Source organism: Lichenihabitans sp. Uapishka_5, from assembly GCF_033947565.1.
Classification (GTDB): Bacteria; Pseudomonadota; Alphaproteobacteria; order Rhizobiales; family Beijerinckiaceae; genus Lichenihabitans.
Map to the genome: position 1 here is coordinate 1 of NZ_JARPVX010000080.1, position 18,215 is coordinate 18,215.

Sequence of the window (18,215 nt, forward strand, 5' to 3'; positions counted from 1 at the left end):
CCCGGGGCCAGCACGGCGCAGACGCCGGGGCCCGGCACGGCATCCGGCGCCAGCGGCACAGCCAGCGGCGTCGGCGGCGCCCGTCGCATCACCAATGTTCAGGGCAATTCCGCCACCCCGACAACCCCCACGACGCTGCCGCCGGGCACGCTCGACTTCGGTAACGGCATTACGGCCGTCGCGAACTACACCGGTGAAGTCGCCGGCAACCCTTACGGCGGCATCAAGCAGGGTGCCCGCTACGCCGACCAGGTTCTGCTCGGCGTCGACATCGATCTCGGCAAATATGCGGGCCTGACGGGCTCGTCACTCCATGCCCTCGGAACCGAACGCAACGGCAAGAGCCTGTCGAAGGACCTGATCGGCAACTCCATTTCGGTGCAGGAAATCTACGGCGGCGGGCAGACCTACCGTCTCACCTACCTCAGCTTCGAGCAGAAGCTGTTCGACGACCGCGTCGACTTCGAGGTCGGCCGGCTGCCCGGGCAGGTCGCCTTCCTGGCGAACCCGCTCCATTGCAACTTCCAGAACAATTCGATCTGCGGCACGCCCAGCCTCGCCTTCTCGGACACCAACTTCACCTTCTTTCCGGCGCCGACCTGGGCCGGCACCATGAAGCTGAAGCTCACCGACAAGTATTTCTTCAACATCGGCGCCTACGAGGTCGCGCCGAGCAGCGTCGACCGCGGCGACCATGGCGTCGACTTCTTCGCCAAGGCGACCGGCTACAACGTCCCCTTCGAGCTCGGTTACGCCACGACCTTCGACAACGACCCGATGCCCCGCCACTTCGGCGTCGGCGCCATCATCGACCAGTCGCCCTACAGCGACGCCGTGCTGGACACCCAGGGTGGATCGTCCTTCCTGACCGGGCTGTCGCCCGAGCAGGAGTTCGGGCGCACGCTCACCTACCAGCGCTTCGACCAGATGGTGTACCGCCCCGATCCCACGTCACCCCGCGGTCTGACCGTGTTCGGTATCGCGCTCGAGGGCACCGGCGGCCGGCAGATCGAGACCTATTACCTCGGCTTCGGCGCCGTATACCTCGGTCCGTTCGAAAGCCGCCCCTTCGATTCGGTCGACGCCTTCGTGTCGACGCAGGCCTATTCGGACATCGGCCTCGCCAACATCCGATCGGCGCGCCGCTCGATGGGCTTGTCGACGGATGTCGCCACCAACCAGACGTTCTTCGAATTGAACTACGGCCTGCAGGTGACGCCGGCCGTGCGCGTGACGCCGAACCTGCAATACATCCTCGACCCCGACCAGCTCCGCTACCCGTATCGCGACAAGCCGATCCCCGACACGCTGGTGATCGGTTGCAAGCTGTCGGTCGACCTTTTCACTCTGGCGGGGCTGGCCAAGGGCCCGGGAAGCCTCTAGGCGGAAGAACCCTGTTTTGCCGGGCGGCGCCGCTGCCCGGGGCCCCGCAGGCCGCCTTTGCCGGTGGTCCGCGAGCCGCACCGCCTCGAGCCCCGGACGCCGCGTGACTTCGTCTTTCATCGCCGCCCTGCTGCTCGGCTACCTGCTCGGATCGATCCCGTTCGGCTTGATCCTGACGCGCCTCGCCGGCACGCGCGACCTGCGCGGCATCGGCTCCGGCAACATCGGTGCCACCAATGTGCTGCGCACCGGCCGCAAGGACCTGGCGGCCGCGACGCTGTTGCTCGACGGCCTGAAGGGGACCGCCGCCGTGCTGCTCGCCGGGATGCTGTGGGATCGCGATGTGGCTTTGGCGGCGGCGGTTGGGGCCTTCGTGGGCCATGTGTGGCCGGTCTGGCTGCGCTTTCGCGGCGGCAAGGGGGTCGCAACCTATCTCGGTTGTTTGCTCGGCGTCGCCTGGCCGGTCGGCCTCGTCTTCATCGCGGCATGGCTGCTGGTCGCCCTGACGAGCCGCTATTCGTCGCTGTCGGCCTTGGTGGCAAGCCTCGTGAGCCCGGCCGGACTGCTGCTTTCCGGGCAGATCGAGGCCGCCGTGGTGTTTCTGGTTTTGACCGCCATCCTTTGGCTGACCCACCGGGCCAATATCGGTCGTCTGATGCGCCGGCAGGAAAGCCGGATCGGCCAGAAATCTTGAGCGACGCCGCGCCCTTCCGCGCGGAAGAGCGTATCGCCTGGCTCCGTTTGGCCCGGTCGGAGGGTGTCGGCCCCCTGACCTTCGCGGGTCTGATCGAGCGCTTCGGCACCGCCGCGGCCGCGCTGGCGGCCTTGCCGGCGCTGAACCGGCGCCGCGATGGCGCCATCCGGATCGGCTCGCGCGACGAGGCTTGCCGGGAGCTCGACCACGCAGATGCGCGGGTATGGCACGTGTTGACCTGGAGGGACGCGGCCTTCCCATCGATCCTCCGCACCATCGGCGGGGCGCCGCCGGTGGTGTGCGTCGCGGGTACGCCGGCGCTGCTGAACAGGCCGGCCGTCGCCATCGTGGGCGCGCGGAACGCTTCCGCCAATGGCCTACGCTTTGCCGAGATCCTGGCGTCCGCGCTGGGCAGCGCCGGTTTCTCGATCGTGTCGGGCCTCGCGCGCGGCATCGATGGGCGAGCCCATGCGGCTGCTCTGCAAACCGGCACGGTGGCGGTGTTGGCAGGGGGGCTCGATCGCATCTACCCACCCGAACATGCGGGCCTCTTTGCGCGGATCGTCGACGAGGGCGGCGCGGTGGTGAGCGAAATGCCGGCGGCCTGGGTGGCGCGCGGCCGCGACTTTCCCCGCCGCAATCGGATCGTGTCCGGCTTGAGCCTCGGCACCGTGGTGGTCGAGGCGGCCCGGCGGTCCGGCTCGCTCATCACGGCGCGGCTCGCCAACGAGCAAGGGCGTGAGGTCTTCGCGGTGCCGGGCTCGCCGCTCGACCCTCGGGCGGAAGGCACCAACGACCTGTTGCGCCAGGGCGCAACCCTGTGCACGGCTGCGAGCGATGTGGTCGAGGCGCTCGCGCCGTTGCGCGACGTGACGTCCGTCGCGCACGCGGGCGGGTCACGCTTGAAGGACGACCCGGGTGTCGACCTGTGGGCGCTGCTCGACGGCCCGGACGATCCCGTGGCGGCCGAACAGCCGAGCGCAACGCGGCAGGACGCCTCGGCGATTCTTCTGGCCCTGCTCGGGCCGGTGCCGGTCGGCCTCGACCTGCTGGTGCAATTGTCGGGCCTCGCGGCCGGGACCGTGCGGGCCACCTTGGTTGAACTCGAACTCGCCGGCACGGTCGAGCGCACCGACGCGGGCTTCGCGATCGGTTCCGCGGTCCGATAGCCTGCGCCGGACGGCATTTGCCTCTCTGGGCGGAGTCAGGCAGAACAGCGGCGCTTAAGCCGCCCGAGAGCGGTCGAACCGGATCTTAACGCTCATGCCTTCCCCTTTGCGCATCGGACTAGCAGGATTAGGCACGGTCGGCGCCTCGGTGCTGTCCCGCCTGCGCCTGCAGGCCGGGGCTCTGGAAGGCACCACCCGCCGCCGCATCGTCGTGACGGGCGTGTCGGCCCGCGACCGCCGCAAGGCCGAGGCGCTCGACCTCGGCGAGGTTCGTTGGCACGACGACCCCGTGGCCTTGGCGCAATCGCCCGACATCGACCTTTTCGTGGAGCTGATGGGCGGCAACGGCGACCCGGCGCGGGCAGCCGTGCGGGCGGCACTCGGTGCCGGCAAGGCCGTGGTGACGGCCAACAAGGCGCTGCTGGCGGCCCATGGCATGGAGCTCGCCACCCTGGCCGAAGAGATGCGCGCGCCGCTCGGCTTCGAAGCGTCGGTGGCGGGCGGCATCCCGGTGGTCAAGACCCTGCGCGAAGGCTTGGCCGGCAATGTGATCGATCGCGTCTACGGCATCCTGAACGGCACCTGCAACTATATCCTCAGCCGCATGGAGCTCGAGGGGCTCAGCTTCGAGGCCTGCCTCGCGGAAGCGCAGGCGCTCGGCTATGCCGAAGCCGATCCGACCTTCGACATCGACGGCTTCGACACCGCCCATAAGCTGGCGATCCTGTCGACCCTCGCGTTCGGCACCGCCATCGCGGCCGATGCCATCCACGTGGAAGGCATCCGGTCGATCAGCCTCGCCGATATCCGGGCTGCCGACGAGCTCGGCTTCCGCATCAAGCTGCTTGGCGTCGCCCGGCGGGTGGTCGATGGCATCGAGGGGCGCGTGCATCCGACCATGGTGCCGAAATCGTCCGCCATCGCCCAGGTGATGGGCGTCACCAATGCCGTGACGGTGGATGCCGATGCGGTGCGCGAACTGACGTTGATCGGCCCCGGCGCCGGTGGCGAGGCGACCGCCTCCGCGGTGGTGGCCGACATCGCCGACATCGCGCGCGGCGTCCGCTCGGCGCCGTTCGGCCGCCCGGTGGCAATGCTGGTGCCGACCGCGCCGCTGCCCCTGCAGCGCCACGAGGGCGGCTATTACGTGCGGCTGAACGTGGCCGACAAGCCCGGCGCGGTCGCGGCCATCGCGGCCCGCATGGCGGAGCGCGGCATCTCGTTCGAGAGCATCATGCAGCGCCAGCCGTTCCGACGCGCGGCGGACGGGGCGGCGGCGCCAGCCGTTCCCGTGGTGTTGATCACCTATGCGACCACCGAGGCTATCATCCGTGAGGCGCTCGACGCCATCATGCAGGACGGCTGGGTGGTGGGGCGTCCGCAATCCATCCGCATCGAGCGCGAATAGGCGCCATAGCCGTCCAAGGGGAGAGTCATGACCGATCTCGTCATTCAGCAGCAGGACATCATCGAGCGCATTCTGACGCTCGAACTCGTCCGCGTCACGGAACGCGCCGCCGTCTCGGCCGCGCGGCTGCGGGGGCGGGGCGACGAGAAGGCAGCCGACCAGGCCGCCGTCGATGCCATGCGCCGCGAGCTGAACCGCCTGCCGATCGACGGCACCATCGTGATCGGGGAAGGCGAGCGCGACGAAGCGCCGATGTTGTTCATCGGCGAGCGCGTCGGCACCAAGACGGGCCCGAAGGTCGATATCGCGGTCGATCCGCTCGAGGGCACCACCCTGTGCGCCAAGGACATGCCCGGCTCGATCGCCGTGATGGCCATGGCGCAAGCCGGGTCGCTGCTGAACGCGCCCGACGTCTACATGGAAAAGATCGCCATCGGGCCGGGCTATCCCAAGGGCACCGTCGACCTCGACATGACGCCTGAGGAGAACATCCGCTCGCTTGCCAAGGCCAAGGGCGTGCGGCCCCAGGACATCACGGTCTGTGTGCTCGACCGCGAGCGTCATGCGGGTCTCATCGCGGCCTGCCGCAAGGCGGGCGCGTCGCTGCGCCTGTTAACCGATGGCGACGTGGCCGGCGTCATCCTGACGGCGCAACCGGACGAGACCGGCATCGACCTCTACATCGGGACCGGCGGGGCGCCGGAAGGCGTGCTGGCGGCGGGTGCGCTGCGCTGCGTCGGCGGCCAGATGCAGGGGCGGTTGATCCTCGACACCGAGGAAAAGATCGAGCGCGCCCGCAAGATGGGCATCACCGACCCGAAGAAGACCTATGACATGAAGGAACTCGCGGCCGGCGACGTGGTGGTGGCGGCCACGGGCGTCACGGACGGCGGCCTGCTGGCGGGCGTCAAGTTCAAGCAGAACACGGTCGAGACCGAAACGCTGATCTATCGCTCGGTGACCGGCACGGTGCGTCGCATCAAGGCCGAGCACCGCGAGCTCGGTAAGTTCCGGCTGGATTGAGCCACGAGCCAAACGAGCGGAATGGGCCAGGCGTGCTGCGGCGCGATCGTGTGACGGCATGACCATCGGCGAGATGAGTGACGCCGCGCTGACGGTCGTCCGGACCCATCATGCCTGGGCGGGGCCGATCTGCTTTGGGCTGGCCTTTCTGGAATCGCTCGCCTTCGTGTCGTTGCTCGTCCCGTCGGCGATCCTGCTGATCGCCATCGGCGGCCTCGTGCCCTTGTCGAGCATCTCCTTTACGGAGATCTGGATCGGGGCGGCCGTCGGGGCGGCGCTGGGCGACTGGCTGTCTTACTGGCTCGGCCATCGCTTCGGGCATCGGATCTCGACGCTCTGGCCCTTCACCCGCTATCCCGAGATGCTGCCGCGCACCCATCGGTTTTTCGAGCGCTGGGGTGCGCTGGGGGTGTTCCTGGGGCGCTTTCTCGGCCCGCTGAGGGCAACGGTGCCGCTGGTGGCCGGCATGGGGGCGATGCCGTTCTGGCCTTTTCAGATCGCGAACATGACCTCGGCCCTCTTGTGGTCGGCCGGGTTGATGGTGCCGGGCGCCTTTGGCGTCGCCTGGATGCGGCAGGTCTTCGGCTAAGGCGATCTGGCCACGAAAAAGGGCGGCATCGCTGCCGCCCTTTTTCGTATTCCGTTTCGCTTCGTTTTGCCGTTGCGGCTCTCATTCCAGGGAGCAGACCTTCATGCTGGTGTGCCTCGACAGGGATCACCGAGGCGCCTCGATTCCGGATCGCCGCTTTGCAGCGTCCGGAATGAGGAGGTCGACGGGTTGCGCGCCGTGGCGAACGCTGTTGCCCGGCCTTAAGCCGAGTAATACATGTCGAATTCGACCGGATGCGGGGTCATTTCGGTCCGCATCACCTCGGTCATCTTCAGCTCGATGAACGACTTGATGAAGTCGGCGTCGAACACGCCACCGGCCAGCAGGAAGGCATGGTCCTTCTCGAGGCTTTCGAGCGCTTCGCGCAGCGATCCACAGACCGTGGGGATCTGCTTCAGCTCCTGCGGCGGCAGATCGTACAGGTCCTTGTCCATCGCTTCGCCCGGATGGATCTTGTTCTGGATCCCGTCGAGTCCGGCCATCAGCATGGCCGCGAAAGCGAGATAGGGATTGGCGGTCGGGTCCGGGAAGCGGACCTCGACGCGCTTGGCCTTCGGATTCGACGTGTAGGGGATGCGACACGAAGCCGACCGGTTGCGCGCCGAATAAGCGAGCAGCACCGGCGCCTCATAGCCCGGGACCAGCCGCTTATAGGAGTTGGTCGACGGGTTGGTGAAGGCGTTGAGGGCCTTGGCGTGCTTGATGATGCCGCCGATGTAGAACAGGCAGGTTTCGGACAGGTCCGCATAGCGGTCGCCCGCGAAGACCGGCTTGCCGTCCTTCCAGATCGACATGTGGACGTGCATGCCCGAGCCGTTGTCGCCGAACACCGGCTTCGGCATGAAGGTCGCGGTCTTGCCGTAGGAATTGGCGACCTGGTGGATGCAATATTTGTAGATCTGCATGCCGTCGGCCATCAACGTCATGGTGTCGAACTTCATGCCGAGTTCGTGCTGGGCGGACGCCACCTCGTGGTGGTGCTTCTCGACCTTGACGCCCATCGACGCCATGGCGGCCAGCATCTCGCCGCGCATGTCCTGGGCCGAATCCATCGGCGGCACCGGGAAATAACCACCCTTGGTGCGGATGCGATGGCCGAGATTGCCGCCCTCGTAGGCGGTGTCCTGGTTCGACGGGAGTTCGATCGAATCGAGGATGAAGCCGGTGTTGTAAGGGTCCGCCTTGAAGCGCACGTCGTCGAAGACGAAGAATTCGGCTTCGGGGCCGACGAAGATAGTGTCGCCGATGCCGGTCGACTTCAGATAGGCCTCGGCCTTCTTGGCGACGCCGCGCGGATCGCGGCCATAGGGCTCGCCGGTGCCGGGCTCGAGGACGTCGCAGACGATCGACATGGTGGAGGCCGAAAAGAAGGGGTCCATGCAGGCCGTCTCGGGGTCCGGCATCAAGGTCATGTCGGATTCGTTGATGGCCTTCCAACCGGCGATCGACGACCCGTCGAACATCACGCCGTCGGAAAACGCATCTTCATCGACGATCGACACGTCGAAGGTCACGTGCTGCCACTTGCCGCGCGGGTCGGTGAAGCGGAAGTCGACGTATTTGATGTCGTTGTCCCTGATCGCCTTGAGCACGTCCTGGGCGGTCTTCATGCGGTGTCCTTCCACGGTTACCTTGCGGCCCGCGCTCCCCCGCCCGGGCCTCCTGCCGGTCTATATAGCGTCGGGCCCGGTTTCGCCCGTGCGAATCCGGATGGCATCCTCGATATTCGACACGAAGATCTTGCCGTCGCCGATGCGTCCCGTCTGGGCGGATTTGCGAATCGCTTCGACGGCGGCCTCGACCATCTCGTCGCCCAGCACGATCTCGATCTTCACCTTGGGAAGGAAGTCGACCACGTATTCGGCGCCACGGTAGAGTTCCGTATGGCCCTTCTGCCGGCCGAAGCCCTTGGCTTCGGTTACCGTGATCCCCAGCAGTCCGACCTCCTGAAGCGCTTCCTTCACCTCGTCCAGCTTGAACGGCTTGATGATGGCTTCGATCTTTTTCATCGGTCGGTGGAACTCACGCTGGGGCGCGGATCGTTCCCGCTGGGCTGAGCCGCGCCGGGGTCGAAACGGCCGCGGTAGCCAAGATTAGCAGGTCGGGCAGGGGGCCGCCATGCGCAATCAGGGACCCGAGAGGTTTCTTCACGTGCGCGTCGCCGCCTTGGCGAGCTTCGGCACGTCCAGCCCAACGAGGTCTGCCGCCTGATGCGAGCTTCCGCCACCATCCTTTTGGACGCTGTTGAGACAAGGGCTGCTGAACGTCGCGCCATCGAGGCCGGCGTCACGGGCTTCAGTCTGATGGAGCGGGCTGGCGCCGCGGCGGCCGAGCTTTGCCAGACGTTCGGCGGAGAGCGAACGGCCGCGGTGTTGTGCGGTCCCGGCAACAATGGTGGCGACGGGTTCGTGGTGGCACACCATCTCGTCGAGGCCGGCTGGCGCGTCGAGGTTGTGGCGCTCGATCGCGATGCGACGTGGCAGGGCGATGCCGCCGAAGCGTGCGGCCGCTGGGCGGGCCCCATCGAATCTGCACAGCGATTCGATCCTGCGGCGTATGGGCTCGTCGTCGACGCCCTGTTCGGGGCAGGGCTGTCGCGGCCGATCGAGGGCGCCGCCGCCGAACTCATCGAGCGTCTGAACCGGGCACGCCGCCCCGTTCTGGCGATCGACATCCCGTCGGGTGTCGACGCGACGACGGGCGGCGTGCGGGGCGTTGCCGTGATGGCCTCGCAGACCGTGAGCTTCGGCACCGCCAAGCCGGGGCACTACCTTTATCCCGGTCGGCGCTTCCGGGGTGGTCTGACGGTGGCTGATATCGGACTGGCGGCCCCTTTGGGCGACACCGTGTTAAACACGCCTAGCCTTTGGCTCGACCAATTCCCGTGGCCCGATGCCGACGGGCACAAGTACAAACGCGGCCATGCTGTCGTGGTGTCGGGCGATGCCTGGCAGACGGGAGCCGCGCGTTTGGCGGCCCGCGCCGCGCTACGGGTCGGGGCAGGCCTCGTGACCTTGGCGTCGCCCGAGGACGCCCTGCTGGTCAACGCGAGCCAGTTGACCGCCGTCATGGTGCGGGCCGCGGAGGGCGCCGCCGGCCTTGCCGCTTTGCTCGCCGATCCCCGCCGCAATGCTGTGGTGCTCGGGCCCGGTCTGGGCGTCTGCGTAGCGACACGCGAGGCCGTCGCTGTGGCCTTGGTGCCGCAGCCGGAGCGTCCGGCCGACGGGCGGGCCAGGGCCTGCCTGCTCGACGCCGATGCGCTGACGAGCTTTTCCGGCGATGCTGCAGGTCTGCGGGCCCTGATCGCCAAGGCACCGGGGCCGACCGTCATCACGCCGCACGACGGAGAATTTGCACGCCTTTTTTCGGCTGAGCCCGAAATCCAAGCCGGCTCGAAGCTGCAGCGCGCCCGTGCGGCGGCGCGCTTCCTGGGATGCGTGGTGTTGCTGAAGGGTCCCGACACCGTGGTGGCCGATCCCGAGGGCCGCGCCGCTATCGCGGATGGTGGTTCGGCCTGGTTGGCGACCGCAGGGTCCGGTGATGTTCTGTCGGGGTTGATTGGCGGCCTGATGACCCAGGGCATGCCTGCTTTTGAAGCCGCGCTCGCGGGCGACCACCTGCACACCATGGCGGCGCGCTTGTTCGGGCCCGGGCTTATCGCCGAGGACCTTCCCGAAACCCTGCCGCGCGTTTTGCGCGACCTTCATAATCAGGCTGGTCTCGACCGGATATGATCGCTTTGCTTCGATGGCCCCGTCGGCCTCGATGAGGCAGGGCTGCCCAGTGTCGATCCCGATTGACGAGCGGAACGCCCTCTCGACTATCCACGCCGATCCGCGGTGCTGGTTTCAGGGTTCGGCGAGGGGATCGCTCGCCTTGCGATAAAAAACTTGCTGCATCCTGCGTGTCGCATTGATAAGAAGCGTCGCCCTATGAGCGGGCGCGAGACCGCGCGGGCGTGGCGGAACTGGTAGACGCGCTGGATTTAGGTTCCAGTGACTAACGTTGTGGGGGTTCGAGTCCCTCCGCCCGCACCATCGTCCGTCCGCAGCGCTCCGGGGCTCCCGTTGAGACCCAAGAATTCGTATTGCCGCTCGTCGTGGCGGCATTGGTGATTGTGAAGGTTGGAAGGCGACGCAGATGCAGGTGACGGAAATCAGCGCTGAAGGGCTCAAGCGCCAATACAAGGTGGTGCTCCCGGCAGCCGACCTCGCGTCCAAGCTCGAATCCGAGCTCGCGGACCTCAAGGCCAAGGCCAACATCAAGGGCTTTCGTCCCGGCAAGGTGCCGACCGCGCACCTGAAGCGCCTGTATGGCAAGTCGCTGATGAGCGACGTTGTGCAGAACGCCGTCAACGAGGCGAACCGCAAGATCGTCGAAGAAAACAACCTGCGTCTGGCGCTCGAGCCGAAGATCGATCTGGCCCAGAACCAGGCCGAGCTTGAGCAGGCGCTCGAGGCGCGTGGCGACCTCGCTTTCACGGTGGCGCTCGAGACGCTGCCGACCTTTGACGTCGGTAGCTTCGATGACATCGAGCTCGAGCGTCAGGTGGTCGAGATCGACGACGCCGAGGTCGAGAAGACCGTGTCCCGCATGGCCGACCAGAACCGCGCCTATACGCCCAAGGAAGGTGATGACGCGGTCGCAGCGGAAGGCGATAAGCTCACCATCGACTTCGAGGGCAAGCTGAACGGCGAAAACTTCGAAGGCGGTTCCGGCCAGGACATGCCAGTCACCCTCGGCTCCGAAAGCTTCATCCCCGGCTTCGAGCAGCAGCTTGTCGGCGCCAAGGTCGGCGAACACCGCAAGCTCGAGGTGAAGTTCCCCGATCAATACGCTTCGCCGAAGCTCGCCGGTCAGGACGCCAGCTTCGATGTGACCGTCAAGGCCATCGAGGCTCCCGGAGCGGTGACGATGGACGACGAGCTGGCCAAAACCTTCGGCTTCGATACGCTCGATGCTCTGAAGGACGCCATCCGTGAGCGCATGAAGGACGATCTCGCGAAGATGTCGCGTGACAAGCTGAAGCGGCGCCTGCTCGACGCGCTCGACAAGCGATATTCCTTCGATCTGCCCGACGGGCTCGTGGCCCAGGAGTTCCAGCAGATCTGGGGCCAGGTGGAGGCCGAGCAGAAGCAGTCCGGTCGCTCCTTCGAGGACGAGAAGACCACGGAAGACGAGCAGCGCGCCGAATACCGCAAGATCGCCGAGCGCCGCGTGCGGCTTGGTCTCGTGCTGGCCGATGTCGGCGAGAAGGCGGCCGTGAAGGTCGAGGAGCCGGAACTCGTGCGGGCCCTCACCGAGATGGTGCGTCAGTACCCCGGTCAGGAAAAGGAAGTCTGGGACTTCTACCGCAAGAACCCGCAGGCTCTGGCTCAGGTGCGGGCGCCGTTGTTCGAGGAGAAGGTCGTCGACCACATCATCGGGCTGGCCAAGGTGCAGGACCGCTCGGTGTCGCGCGAAGAGCTGATGAAGGTCGAAGACCTCGAAGAGGGCGCTTCCGCCGCGGCCGACGGCAAGGAAGTGGAAACCGCGGCTGGTTGATGGTCGCGTCGCACGCGGGCGTCTCGCCCGCGTGCCGGCTTCGGGGCTTTGCTTTCGCCACGTTCCGTTCCTATGTTGGCCGAAGCACCCCGAAAGCGCTTGAGGAAAGCCTGCGATGCGAGATCCCGTCGACACCTACGCCCAATACCTGATCCCGCAGGTCATCGAGAACACGAGCCGCGGCGAACGCGGCTTCGACATTTATTCCCGCATGTTGCGCGAACGCATCATCTTCCTGACGGGCCCGGTGGAAGACCACATGGCCTCGGTGATTATCGCACAGCTGCTCTTCTTGGAGGCCGAAAACCCCAAGAAGGAGATCTTCATGTACATCAATTCGCCCGGCGGCGTCGTGACGGCTGGCCTCGCGATCTACGACACCATGCAGTTCATCCGTCCGAAAGTGTCGACGCTCTGCATCGGCCAGGCCGCGTCGATGGGCTCCCTGCTGCTGTGCGCCGGCGAAGCCGGCATGCGCTATGCCCTGCCGAACGCCCGCATCATGGTGCATCAGCCGTCGGGTGGCTTCCAGGGTCAGGCTTCCGACATCCTTCGTCACGCGGAGGACATCATGAAGATCAAGCGCCGCCTGAACGAGATCTACGTCAAGCACACCGGGCGCGACTACGACACGATTGAAAAGACGCTCGACCGCGACCATTTCATGACTGCCGAAGAGGCGCGCGACTTCGGTCTCGTCGACAATGTCGAGTTCAAGCGTGCCGAAGAGGCGACCGAGGCCAAGTAGGCCTGTTCGCTCCGGTCGTCACGGTCGGGTCGCCCAGCGGCTTGGCGGATCCACAGGGGCGGGGGCGTTTTCGACCTCGCCTCACCCTCTTGCTCCGCTCGCGGCCCCATGATTGCATGCCGAGTCGTGCCTTGTGGTCGCGTAATGGTGTCGGGAGGGCACGTGAGCAGCCGAGGAGATCGCGGATTGCACGCTTTCTTTAGGCTTCTCGTTTCAGATTTGTGAAGGGCTGACTGCCGCCACCGGCGGCGGCCCGAAGGAGACCTCAATGAGTAAGGCTGGCGGAAGCGACTCCAAAAACACGCTTTACTGCTCGTTCTGCGGGAAAAGCCAGCATGAGGTGCGCAAGCTCATCGCCGGACCCACGGTGTTCATCTGCGACGAATGCGTCGAGCTGTGCATGGACATCATCCGCGAGGAGAGCAAGTCGTCGCTTGTCAACAAGCGTGACGGCATCCCGACCCCGAAGGAGATCTGCAAGGTTCTGGACGATTATGTGATCGGCCAGCCGCAGGCGAAACGCGTTCTCTCGGTGGCGGTTCACAACCACTACAAGCGCCTCAATCACGCCACCAAGCACACCGACGTCGAGCTTGCGAAGTCGAACATCCTGCTGATCGGCCCGACGGGCTCCGGCAAGACGCTGCTGGCGCAGACGCTGGCCCGTATCCTCGACGTTCCGTTCACCATGGCGGATGCGACGACGCTGACGGAAGCCGGTTATGTGGGCGAGGATGTCGAGAACATCATCCTCAAGCTGCTGCAGGCCTCCGACTACAACGTCGAGCGGGCGCAGCGCGGCATCGTCTATATCGACGAGATCGATAAGATTTCCCGCAAGTCCGACAATCCGTCGATCACCCGCGACGTGTCGGGCGAAGGCGTGCAGCAGGCGCTGCTGAAGATCATGGAAGGCACGGTCGCGTCCGTGCCGCCCCAGGGCGGTCGCAAGCACCCCCAGCAGGAGTTCCTGCAGGTGGACACGACCAACATCCTGTTCATCTGCGGCGGCGCCTTCTCGGGGCTCGAGAAGATCATTTCGGGTCGCGGCAAGGGAACCTCGATCGGTTTCGGCGCCAAGGTGGCATCGCCCGACGATCGGCGCACCGGCGAGGTGTTCCGCAAGGTCGAGCCCGAGGATCTGCTGAAGTTCGGTCTGATTCCGGAATTCGTGGGTCGTCTGCCCGTGATCGCCACGCTCGAGGATCTGGACGAGGACGCGCTCAAGAAGATCCTGACCGAGCCCAAGAACGCGCTGGTCAAGCAATACCAGCGTTTGTTCGAGATGGAGAACACCGAACTCACCTTCAACGACGAGGCCCTCAACGGCGTCGCCAAGAAGGCGATCGAACGGCGGACCGGGGCGCGCGGCTTGCGCTCCATCATGGAGAGCATCCTGCTCGACACGATGTACGACCTGCCTGGGCTCGACGGCGTCGAGCAGGTGGTAATCGGGCCGGAGGTCGTCGAGGGCAAGGCGAGGCCGCTCTACATCTACTCGGAACGCGGGTCTGAGAAGGCGCCGGCAAGCGCCTGACGAATGCTGATGGCGCGGCCCTGGGTCGCGCCATAGGTTCGACGGGAATCGAACCTTGTAAAATGCGTCTCACTCGCCATTTCGAGGAAGGCGCCGGACCATAGGTCCAACCTTCTTGGGACGGCGCCATCGGCCCATTGCCGGAGGCGCGTTTGACGGCCTTGCGGCAGGGAGTTCCGCACCCGTCCGACCTGTTTCTCGGACCGTGGGGGCTCCCGCGACGTTGGCGGCTCATCCGAGCGTCGACGAAGCGTTCCTGAAGGAAAAACAGATGAGCAGCCAGAAGCGCGTTCCTGCGGCTCCCGGGACCATCGATAGCTACCCGGTCCTGCCGCTACGGGATATCGTGGTGTTCCCCCATATGATCGTGCCTCTCTTTGTCGGGCGCGAGAAGTCCATTCGGGCTCTCGAAGAGGTGATGAAGTCGGATCGCTTCATCCTGCTGGCCACGCAGATGAACGCGGGTGATGACGACCCAGCGGTCGATGCGATCTACAAGACCGGCACCCTGGCTTCCGTGCTGCAGTTGTTGAAGCTTCCCGATGGCACCGTGAAGGTGCTGGTCGAGGGTGCGGCGCGCGTGCTCGTGAAGGACTACACCCGCACCGAGGATTATTACGAGGCGGATGCCGAGGTGCTCGCCGACGCCGAGATCGACCCTGTCGAGGTCGAGGCTCTGGCGCGTTCGGTCGCGACCGAGTTCGAGGGCTACGTCAAGCTCAACAAGAAGATCTCGCCCGAAGTGGTGACGGCTGTCGGACAGACGTCCGATTACGCCAAGCTGGCCGATACGGTCGCGTCCCACCTCGCGGTGAAGATTGGCGAGAAGCAGGCCATCCTCGAGCTGACCTCGGTGGCCAAGCGACTTGAGAAGTGCTTGGGCCTGATGGAATCCGAGGTGTCGGTGCTCCAGGTCGAGAAGCGCATCCGGACGCGCGTCAAGCGCCAGATGGAGAAGACCCAGCGCGAGTACTACCTGAACGAGCAGATGAAGGCCATCCAGAAGGAGCTGGGTGACGAGGACGGCAAGGACGACCTTGCCGAGATCGAGCAGCGTATCAAGGACACGAAGCTGACCAAGGAAGCGCGCGACAAGGCGACGGCGGAGCTGAAGAAGCTGCGCCAGATGTCGCCCATGTCGGCCGAGGCGACCGTAGTCCGCAACTACCTCGACTGGCTGTTGTCGATCCCGTGGGGTAAGCGCTCGAAGATCAAGCGTGACCTGCCGCAGGCTGAGGCTCTGTTGAACGAGGAGCATTACGGCCTCGACAAGGTCAAGGAACGCATCATCGAATATCTGGCGGTGCAGAGCCGGGCCAATAAGCTGACGGGCCCCATCCTGTGCCTTGTGGGACCGCCCGGCGTGGGCAAGACGTCGCTTGGCAAGTCGATCGCCAAGGCGACCGGTCGCGAGTTCGTGCGCATGTCGCTCGGCGGCGTGCGGGACGAGGCCGAGATCCGTGGGCATCGTCGTACCTATATCGGATCGATGCCCGGCAAGCTGATCCAGTCGATGCGCAAGGCCAAGACCTCGAACCCGCTGTTCCTGCTCGACGAGATCGACAAGATGGGCATGGACTTTCGCGGCGATCCGTCGTCGGCTCTGCTCGAGGTCTTGGACCCTGAGCAGAACTCGACCTTCAACGACCACTACCTCGAGGTCGACTACGACCTATCGAATGTAATGTTCGTGACGACCGCCAATACGATGAACATCCCCGGTCCTTTGATGGATCGGATGGAGGTCATCCGTATCGCTGGTTACACCGAGGACGAGAAGGTCGAGATCGCCCGCAAGCATCTGATCCCGGCCGCCGTGAAGAAGCATGGCTTGACCGAGGGGGAATGGTCGATCGACGAAGGCGCGCTCTACGAGCTGGTGCGGCGCTACACTCGTGAGGCTGGTGTTCGTAATCTCGAGCGCGAGCTGTCGAATCTTGCTCGGAAGGCCGTGAAGGAGATCCTCCTCACCGGAACCAAGAGCGTCAGCGTCACGATCGACAACGTCGAGGCTTATCTGGGCGTGCCGAAGTTCCGCTTCGGCGAAGCTGAGACCGAGGATCAGGTCGGTGTCGTGACGGGATTGGCCTGGACCGAGGTGGGCGGCGAGTTGCTGACGATTGAAGGCGTCATGATGCCCGGCAAGGGCAAGATGACGGTGACTGGCAACCTGAAAGACGTGATGAAGGAGTCGATCTCCGCCGCAGCGTCCTATGTCCGGTCGCGATCGGTCGATTTCGGCATCGCGCCGGTGCTGTTCGACAAGCGGGACATCCATGTCCACGTCCCGGAAGGGGCGACCCCGAAGGATGGGCCGAGTGCCGGTATCGCGATGGCGACGGTGATCACCTCGGTGTTCACCGGCATTCCAATCCGTCGCGACATTGCGATGACGGGCGAAGTGACGTTGCGCGGCCGCGTTCTGCCGATCGGCGGCCTGAAGGAGAAGCTTCTGGCGGCCCTGCGGGGTGGGCTGAAGAAGGTGCTGATCCCGGAGGATAACGCAAAGGACCTGGTCGACATCCCGGCTTCGGTGAAGAATGCCCTGGAGATTGTTCCCGTCGCCCGCATGGACGACGTTCTGAAGCATGCCCTCGTGCGTCAGCCCGAGGCCATCGCCTGGGAAGAGGATCTGCGCGCCGTCACGCCGAAGGCGGCCGTTGCACCCGTCGACGGTGATCAGTCCGGCCCTGTCGCGCACTGAGGCAGAAGGCACAATAAGAAAAAGGCCGCGCGAAGGATCGCGCGGCCTTTTTCGTTTCGACTGGTCAGCGCCATCCTCTGCGGATATCGCGGCGCCCTAACGTCTCTGCTGCGATCAGCCGCCGTATTCGGCCCAGGACATGGGCGTTTCGAACACCCGCACCAGCGCGACGAGCGGCAGACTCGGTTTGACACGGCTCCAGATCCAGGCAGCAATGTGCTCGGCCGTTGGATTTTCCAGCCCCTCGACCTCATTTAGGCAATGATGGTCGAGCTGCTGCAGCAGCGGGCCGAAAGCCGCTTCCACATCGAAGAAGTCGACCACGAAGCCGGTCGCGGGATCGACTGGCCCTTCGAGCGTGAGTTCCACGCGGTACGAATGGCCATGCATGCGGAAGCAGCGATGCGTGTCGGGAACGTGGGGGAGCCGATGCGCCGCCTCGAAGGTGAAAGCCTGGGTGATCTTCATCGAATGCCGAGCATCTTATGGGTTTGCAGCGTCAGACGCCATTTCGGGTGGGTAAGGCAGAAGGCGGTTGCGGCACGCACGTTGGCTTCCTGATCGATTCCGTCCATCGGCTGAAGCAGGAGGTGGTGGAAGCCAAGGTGCTCGAACCGTTCGGGTTCAGCTCCGACCTGGGGAAAGACCAGCTTCAGCTCATCGCCCCTTGTCACCGCGAGCGCGGCACCGGCCTTCGGGCTGACGCAAAGCCAATCGATTCCGACTGGCGGCACGATCGTCCCATTGGTTTCCACGGCGATTTCCAAGCCGACGCCGTGCAGGGCATCGACAAGCGAGGCATCGACCTGAAGCAGGGGTTCGCCCCCGGTCAAAACGACAAAGGGGTCGCCCCCGGCTCCTGAAGGCCAGTGGGACGATACGGCCTTGGCGAGCGTCGCGGCATCCGGGAAACGGCCGCCACCTGTGCCATCGGTACCGACAAAATCCGTGTCGCAGAATTGGCAGGTGGCTTTTGGCCGGTCCACCTCCCGGCCTGTCCATAGATTGCAGCCGGCGAAGCGGCAGAACACAGCCGCACGACCGGCGTTCCGACCTTCACCCTGTAGCGTGTAGAAAATCTCTTTGACCGCATAGGACATGACCGGTGCTGAAAGCCTTCTCAGACGTGGCGAGCTGATGTGATTGCAGGCGCCGCAAACGGCGAGCAGCCCTACTGGAGCAAGGAAGCCGAGTCACCTCAGGCCCAGATTGCGGGGGAGACGCGCAACCAGGGTTGGCATGCCTGAGCTTCCGCCCGGCATTCGTTAGCCGTGAAATAAGTTCCCTAAAAGGCTCAACGCCTTATGCCGCTTTGGTCGTTGCACCGTGGTTTTCTCCATTTTCCCCGGTTGACCTCTCATCCGCGTGCATCCTATAAGGCGTTCATCGACGGCG

At 65.3% G+C, this 18,215-nt stretch carries 15 protein-coding genes and 1 tRNA gene; 12 read left to right on the top strand and 4 right to left on the bottom strand.

From position 1 onward, the window contains the following. From P7D22_RS18860 to P7D22_RS18885, 6 genes are all read left to right on the top strand, one after another. Positions 1-1,383 (top strand): carbohydrate porin (locus P7D22_RS18860; RefSeq protein WP_319935802.1); only part of this gene is annotated, 1,383 nt, incomplete at its 5' end. A gap of 103 nt (positions 1,384-1,486) precedes the next feature. Then, positions 1,487-2,077, top strand: a complete 591-nt coding sequence (gene plsY, locus P7D22_RS18865; RefSeq protein ID WP_319935803.1) for a glycerol-3-phosphate 1-O-acyltransferase PlsY — start codon at positions 1,487-1,489, stop codon at positions 2,075-2,077. Further along, positions 2,074-3,246, top strand: a complete 1,173-nt coding sequence (dprA, locus tag P7D22_RS18870; RefSeq protein ID WP_319935804.1) for a DNA-processing protein DprA — start codon at positions 2,074-2,076, stop codon at positions 3,244-3,246. The genes plsY and dprA overlap by 4 nt, the downstream gene beginning before the upstream one ends. Positions 3,247-3,340: 94 nt before the next feature. After that, positions 3,341-4,654: a homoserine dehydrogenase gene (locus tag P7D22_RS18875; protein ID WP_319935805.1), complete on the top strand. Its 1,314-nt coding sequence runs from the start codon at positions 3,341-3,343 to the stop codon at positions 4,652-4,654. 27 nt (positions 4,655-4,681) lie between these two features. Beyond that, on the top strand, positions 4,682-5,677 hold the full coding sequence (gene glpX, locus P7D22_RS18880) for a class II fructose-bisphosphatase (protein ID WP_319935806.1): 996 nt from the start codon (positions 4,682-4,684) through the stop codon (positions 5,675-5,677). Positions 5,678-5,735: 58 nt separating this feature from the next. Next, complete coding sequence (locus tag P7D22_RS18885; RefSeq protein ID WP_319935807.1) at positions 5,736-6,266, top strand: DedA family protein; 531 nt, start codon at positions 5,736-5,738, stop codon at positions 6,264-6,266. Between the two features lie 221 nt (positions 6,267-6,487). Here the strand turns inward: P7D22_RS18885 and glnA are convergent, their stop codons facing one another. Next, positions 6,488-7,897, bottom strand: coding sequence for a type I glutamate--ammonia ligase (gene glnA / locus P7D22_RS18890; protein WP_319935808.1), 1,410 nt, complete (start codon positions 7,895-7,897; stop codon positions 6,488-6,490). A gap of 60 nt (positions 7,898-7,957) precedes the next feature. Further along, positions 7,958-8,296 carry a P-II family nitrogen regulator gene (locus P7D22_RS18895; protein WP_319935809.1) on the bottom strand — a complete coding sequence of 113 codons (339 nt, stop codon included), beginning with the start codon at positions 8,294-8,296 and terminating at the stop codon, positions 7,958-7,960. Positions 8,297-8,497: 201 nt separating this feature from the next. Here P7D22_RS18895 and P7D22_RS18900 point away from each other — a divergent pair, with 201 nt between their 5' ends. From P7D22_RS18900 to lon, 6 genes are all read left to right on the top strand, one after another. Continuing rightward, the gene (locus P7D22_RS18900; RefSeq protein ID WP_319935810.1) at positions 8,498-10,021 is read left to right on the top strand and encodes an NAD(P)H-hydrate dehydratase; all 1,524 of its coding nucleotides are present in this window, start codon (positions 8,498-8,500) and stop codon (positions 10,019-10,021) included. A 218-nt stretch (positions 10,022-10,239) separates the two neighbouring features. Further along, positions 10,240-10,324: transfer RNA gene (locus P7D22_RS18905), tRNA-Leu, on the top strand. 103 nt (positions 10,325-10,427) lie between these two features. Beyond that, positions 10,428-11,831, top strand: a complete 1,404-nt coding sequence (gene tig / locus P7D22_RS18910; RefSeq protein WP_319935811.1) for a trigger factor — start codon at positions 10,428-10,430, stop codon at positions 11,829-11,831. Positions 11,832-11,946: 115 nt separating this feature from the next. Then, positions 11,947-12,579, top strand: coding sequence for an ATP-dependent Clp protease proteolytic subunit (locus P7D22_RS18915; protein WP_319935812.1), 633 nt, complete (start codon positions 11,947-11,949; stop codon positions 12,577-12,579). Between the two features lie 268 nt (positions 12,580-12,847). Further along, on the top strand, positions 12,848-14,116 hold the full coding sequence (gene clpX / locus P7D22_RS18920; protein WP_319935813.1) for an ATP-dependent Clp protease ATP-binding subunit ClpX: 1,269 nt from the start codon (positions 12,848-12,850) through the stop codon (positions 14,114-14,116). Positions 14,117-14,387: 271 nt separating this feature from the next. After that, positions 14,388-16,820, top strand: a complete 2,433-nt coding sequence (lon, locus tag P7D22_RS18925; RefSeq protein ID WP_319935814.1) for an endopeptidase La — start codon at positions 14,388-14,390, stop codon at positions 16,818-16,820. Positions 16,821-16,934: 114 nt separating this feature from the next. Here the strand turns inward: lon and queD are convergent, their stop codons facing one another. Both queD and queE read right to left on the bottom strand, forming a co-directional pair. Further along, positions 16,935-17,288, bottom strand: coding sequence for a 6-carboxytetrahydropterin synthase QueD (gene queD / locus P7D22_RS18930; RefSeq protein ID WP_319935815.1), 354 nt, complete (start codon positions 17,286-17,288; stop codon positions 16,935-16,937). Then, positions 17,285-17,920, bottom strand: coding sequence for a 7-carboxy-7-deazaguanine synthase (queE, locus tag P7D22_RS18935; protein ID WP_319935816.1), 636 nt, complete (start codon positions 17,918-17,920; stop codon positions 17,285-17,287). The genes queD and queE overlap by 4 nt, the downstream gene beginning before the upstream one ends. Positions 17,921-18,215 lie beyond the last annotated feature (295 nt).

Coding starts and splice junctions, on each gene's coding strand:
- queE (WP_319935816.1), bottom strand. CDS start 17,920: ATGTCCTATGCGGTCAAAGAGATTTTCTACACGCTACAGGGTGAAGGT.
- P7D22_RS18900 (WP_319935810.1), top strand. CDS start 8,498: ATGCGAGCTTCCGCCACCATCCTTTTGGACGCTGTTGAGACAAGGGCT.
- glpX (WP_319935806.1), top strand. CDS start 4,682: ATGACCGATCTCGTCATTCAGCAGCAGGACATCATCGAGCGCATTCTG.
- tig (WP_319935811.1), top strand. CDS start 10,428: ATGCAGGTGACGGAAATCAGCGCTGAAGGGCTCAAGCGCCAATACAAG.
- P7D22_RS18875 (WP_319935805.1), top strand. CDS start 3,341: ATGCCTTCCCCTTTGCGCATCGGACTAGCAGGATTAGGCACGGTCGGC.
- clpX (WP_319935813.1), top strand. CDS start 12,848: ATGAGTAAGGCTGGCGGAAGCGACTCCAAAAACACGCTTTACTGCTCG.
- P7D22_RS18885 (WP_319935807.1), top strand. CDS start 5,736: ATGACCATCGGCGAGATGAGTGACGCCGCGCTGACGGTCGTCCGGACC.
- queD (WP_319935815.1), bottom strand. CDS start 17,288: ATGAAGATCACCCAGGCTTTCACCTTCGAGGCGGCGCATCGGCTCCCC.
- P7D22_RS18915 (WP_319935812.1), top strand. CDS start 11,947: ATGCGAGATCCCGTCGACACCTACGCCCAATACCTGATCCCGCAGGTC.
- P7D22_RS18895 (WP_319935809.1), bottom strand. CDS start 8,296: ATGAAAAAGATCGAAGCCATCATCAAGCCGTTCAAGCTGGACGAGGTG.
- lon (WP_319935814.1), top strand. CDS start 14,388: ATGAGCAGCCAGAAGCGCGTTCCTGCGGCTCCCGGGACCATCGATAGC.
- glnA (WP_319935808.1), bottom strand. CDS start 7,897: ATGAAGACCGCCCAGGACGTGCTCAAGGCGATCAGGGACAACGACATC.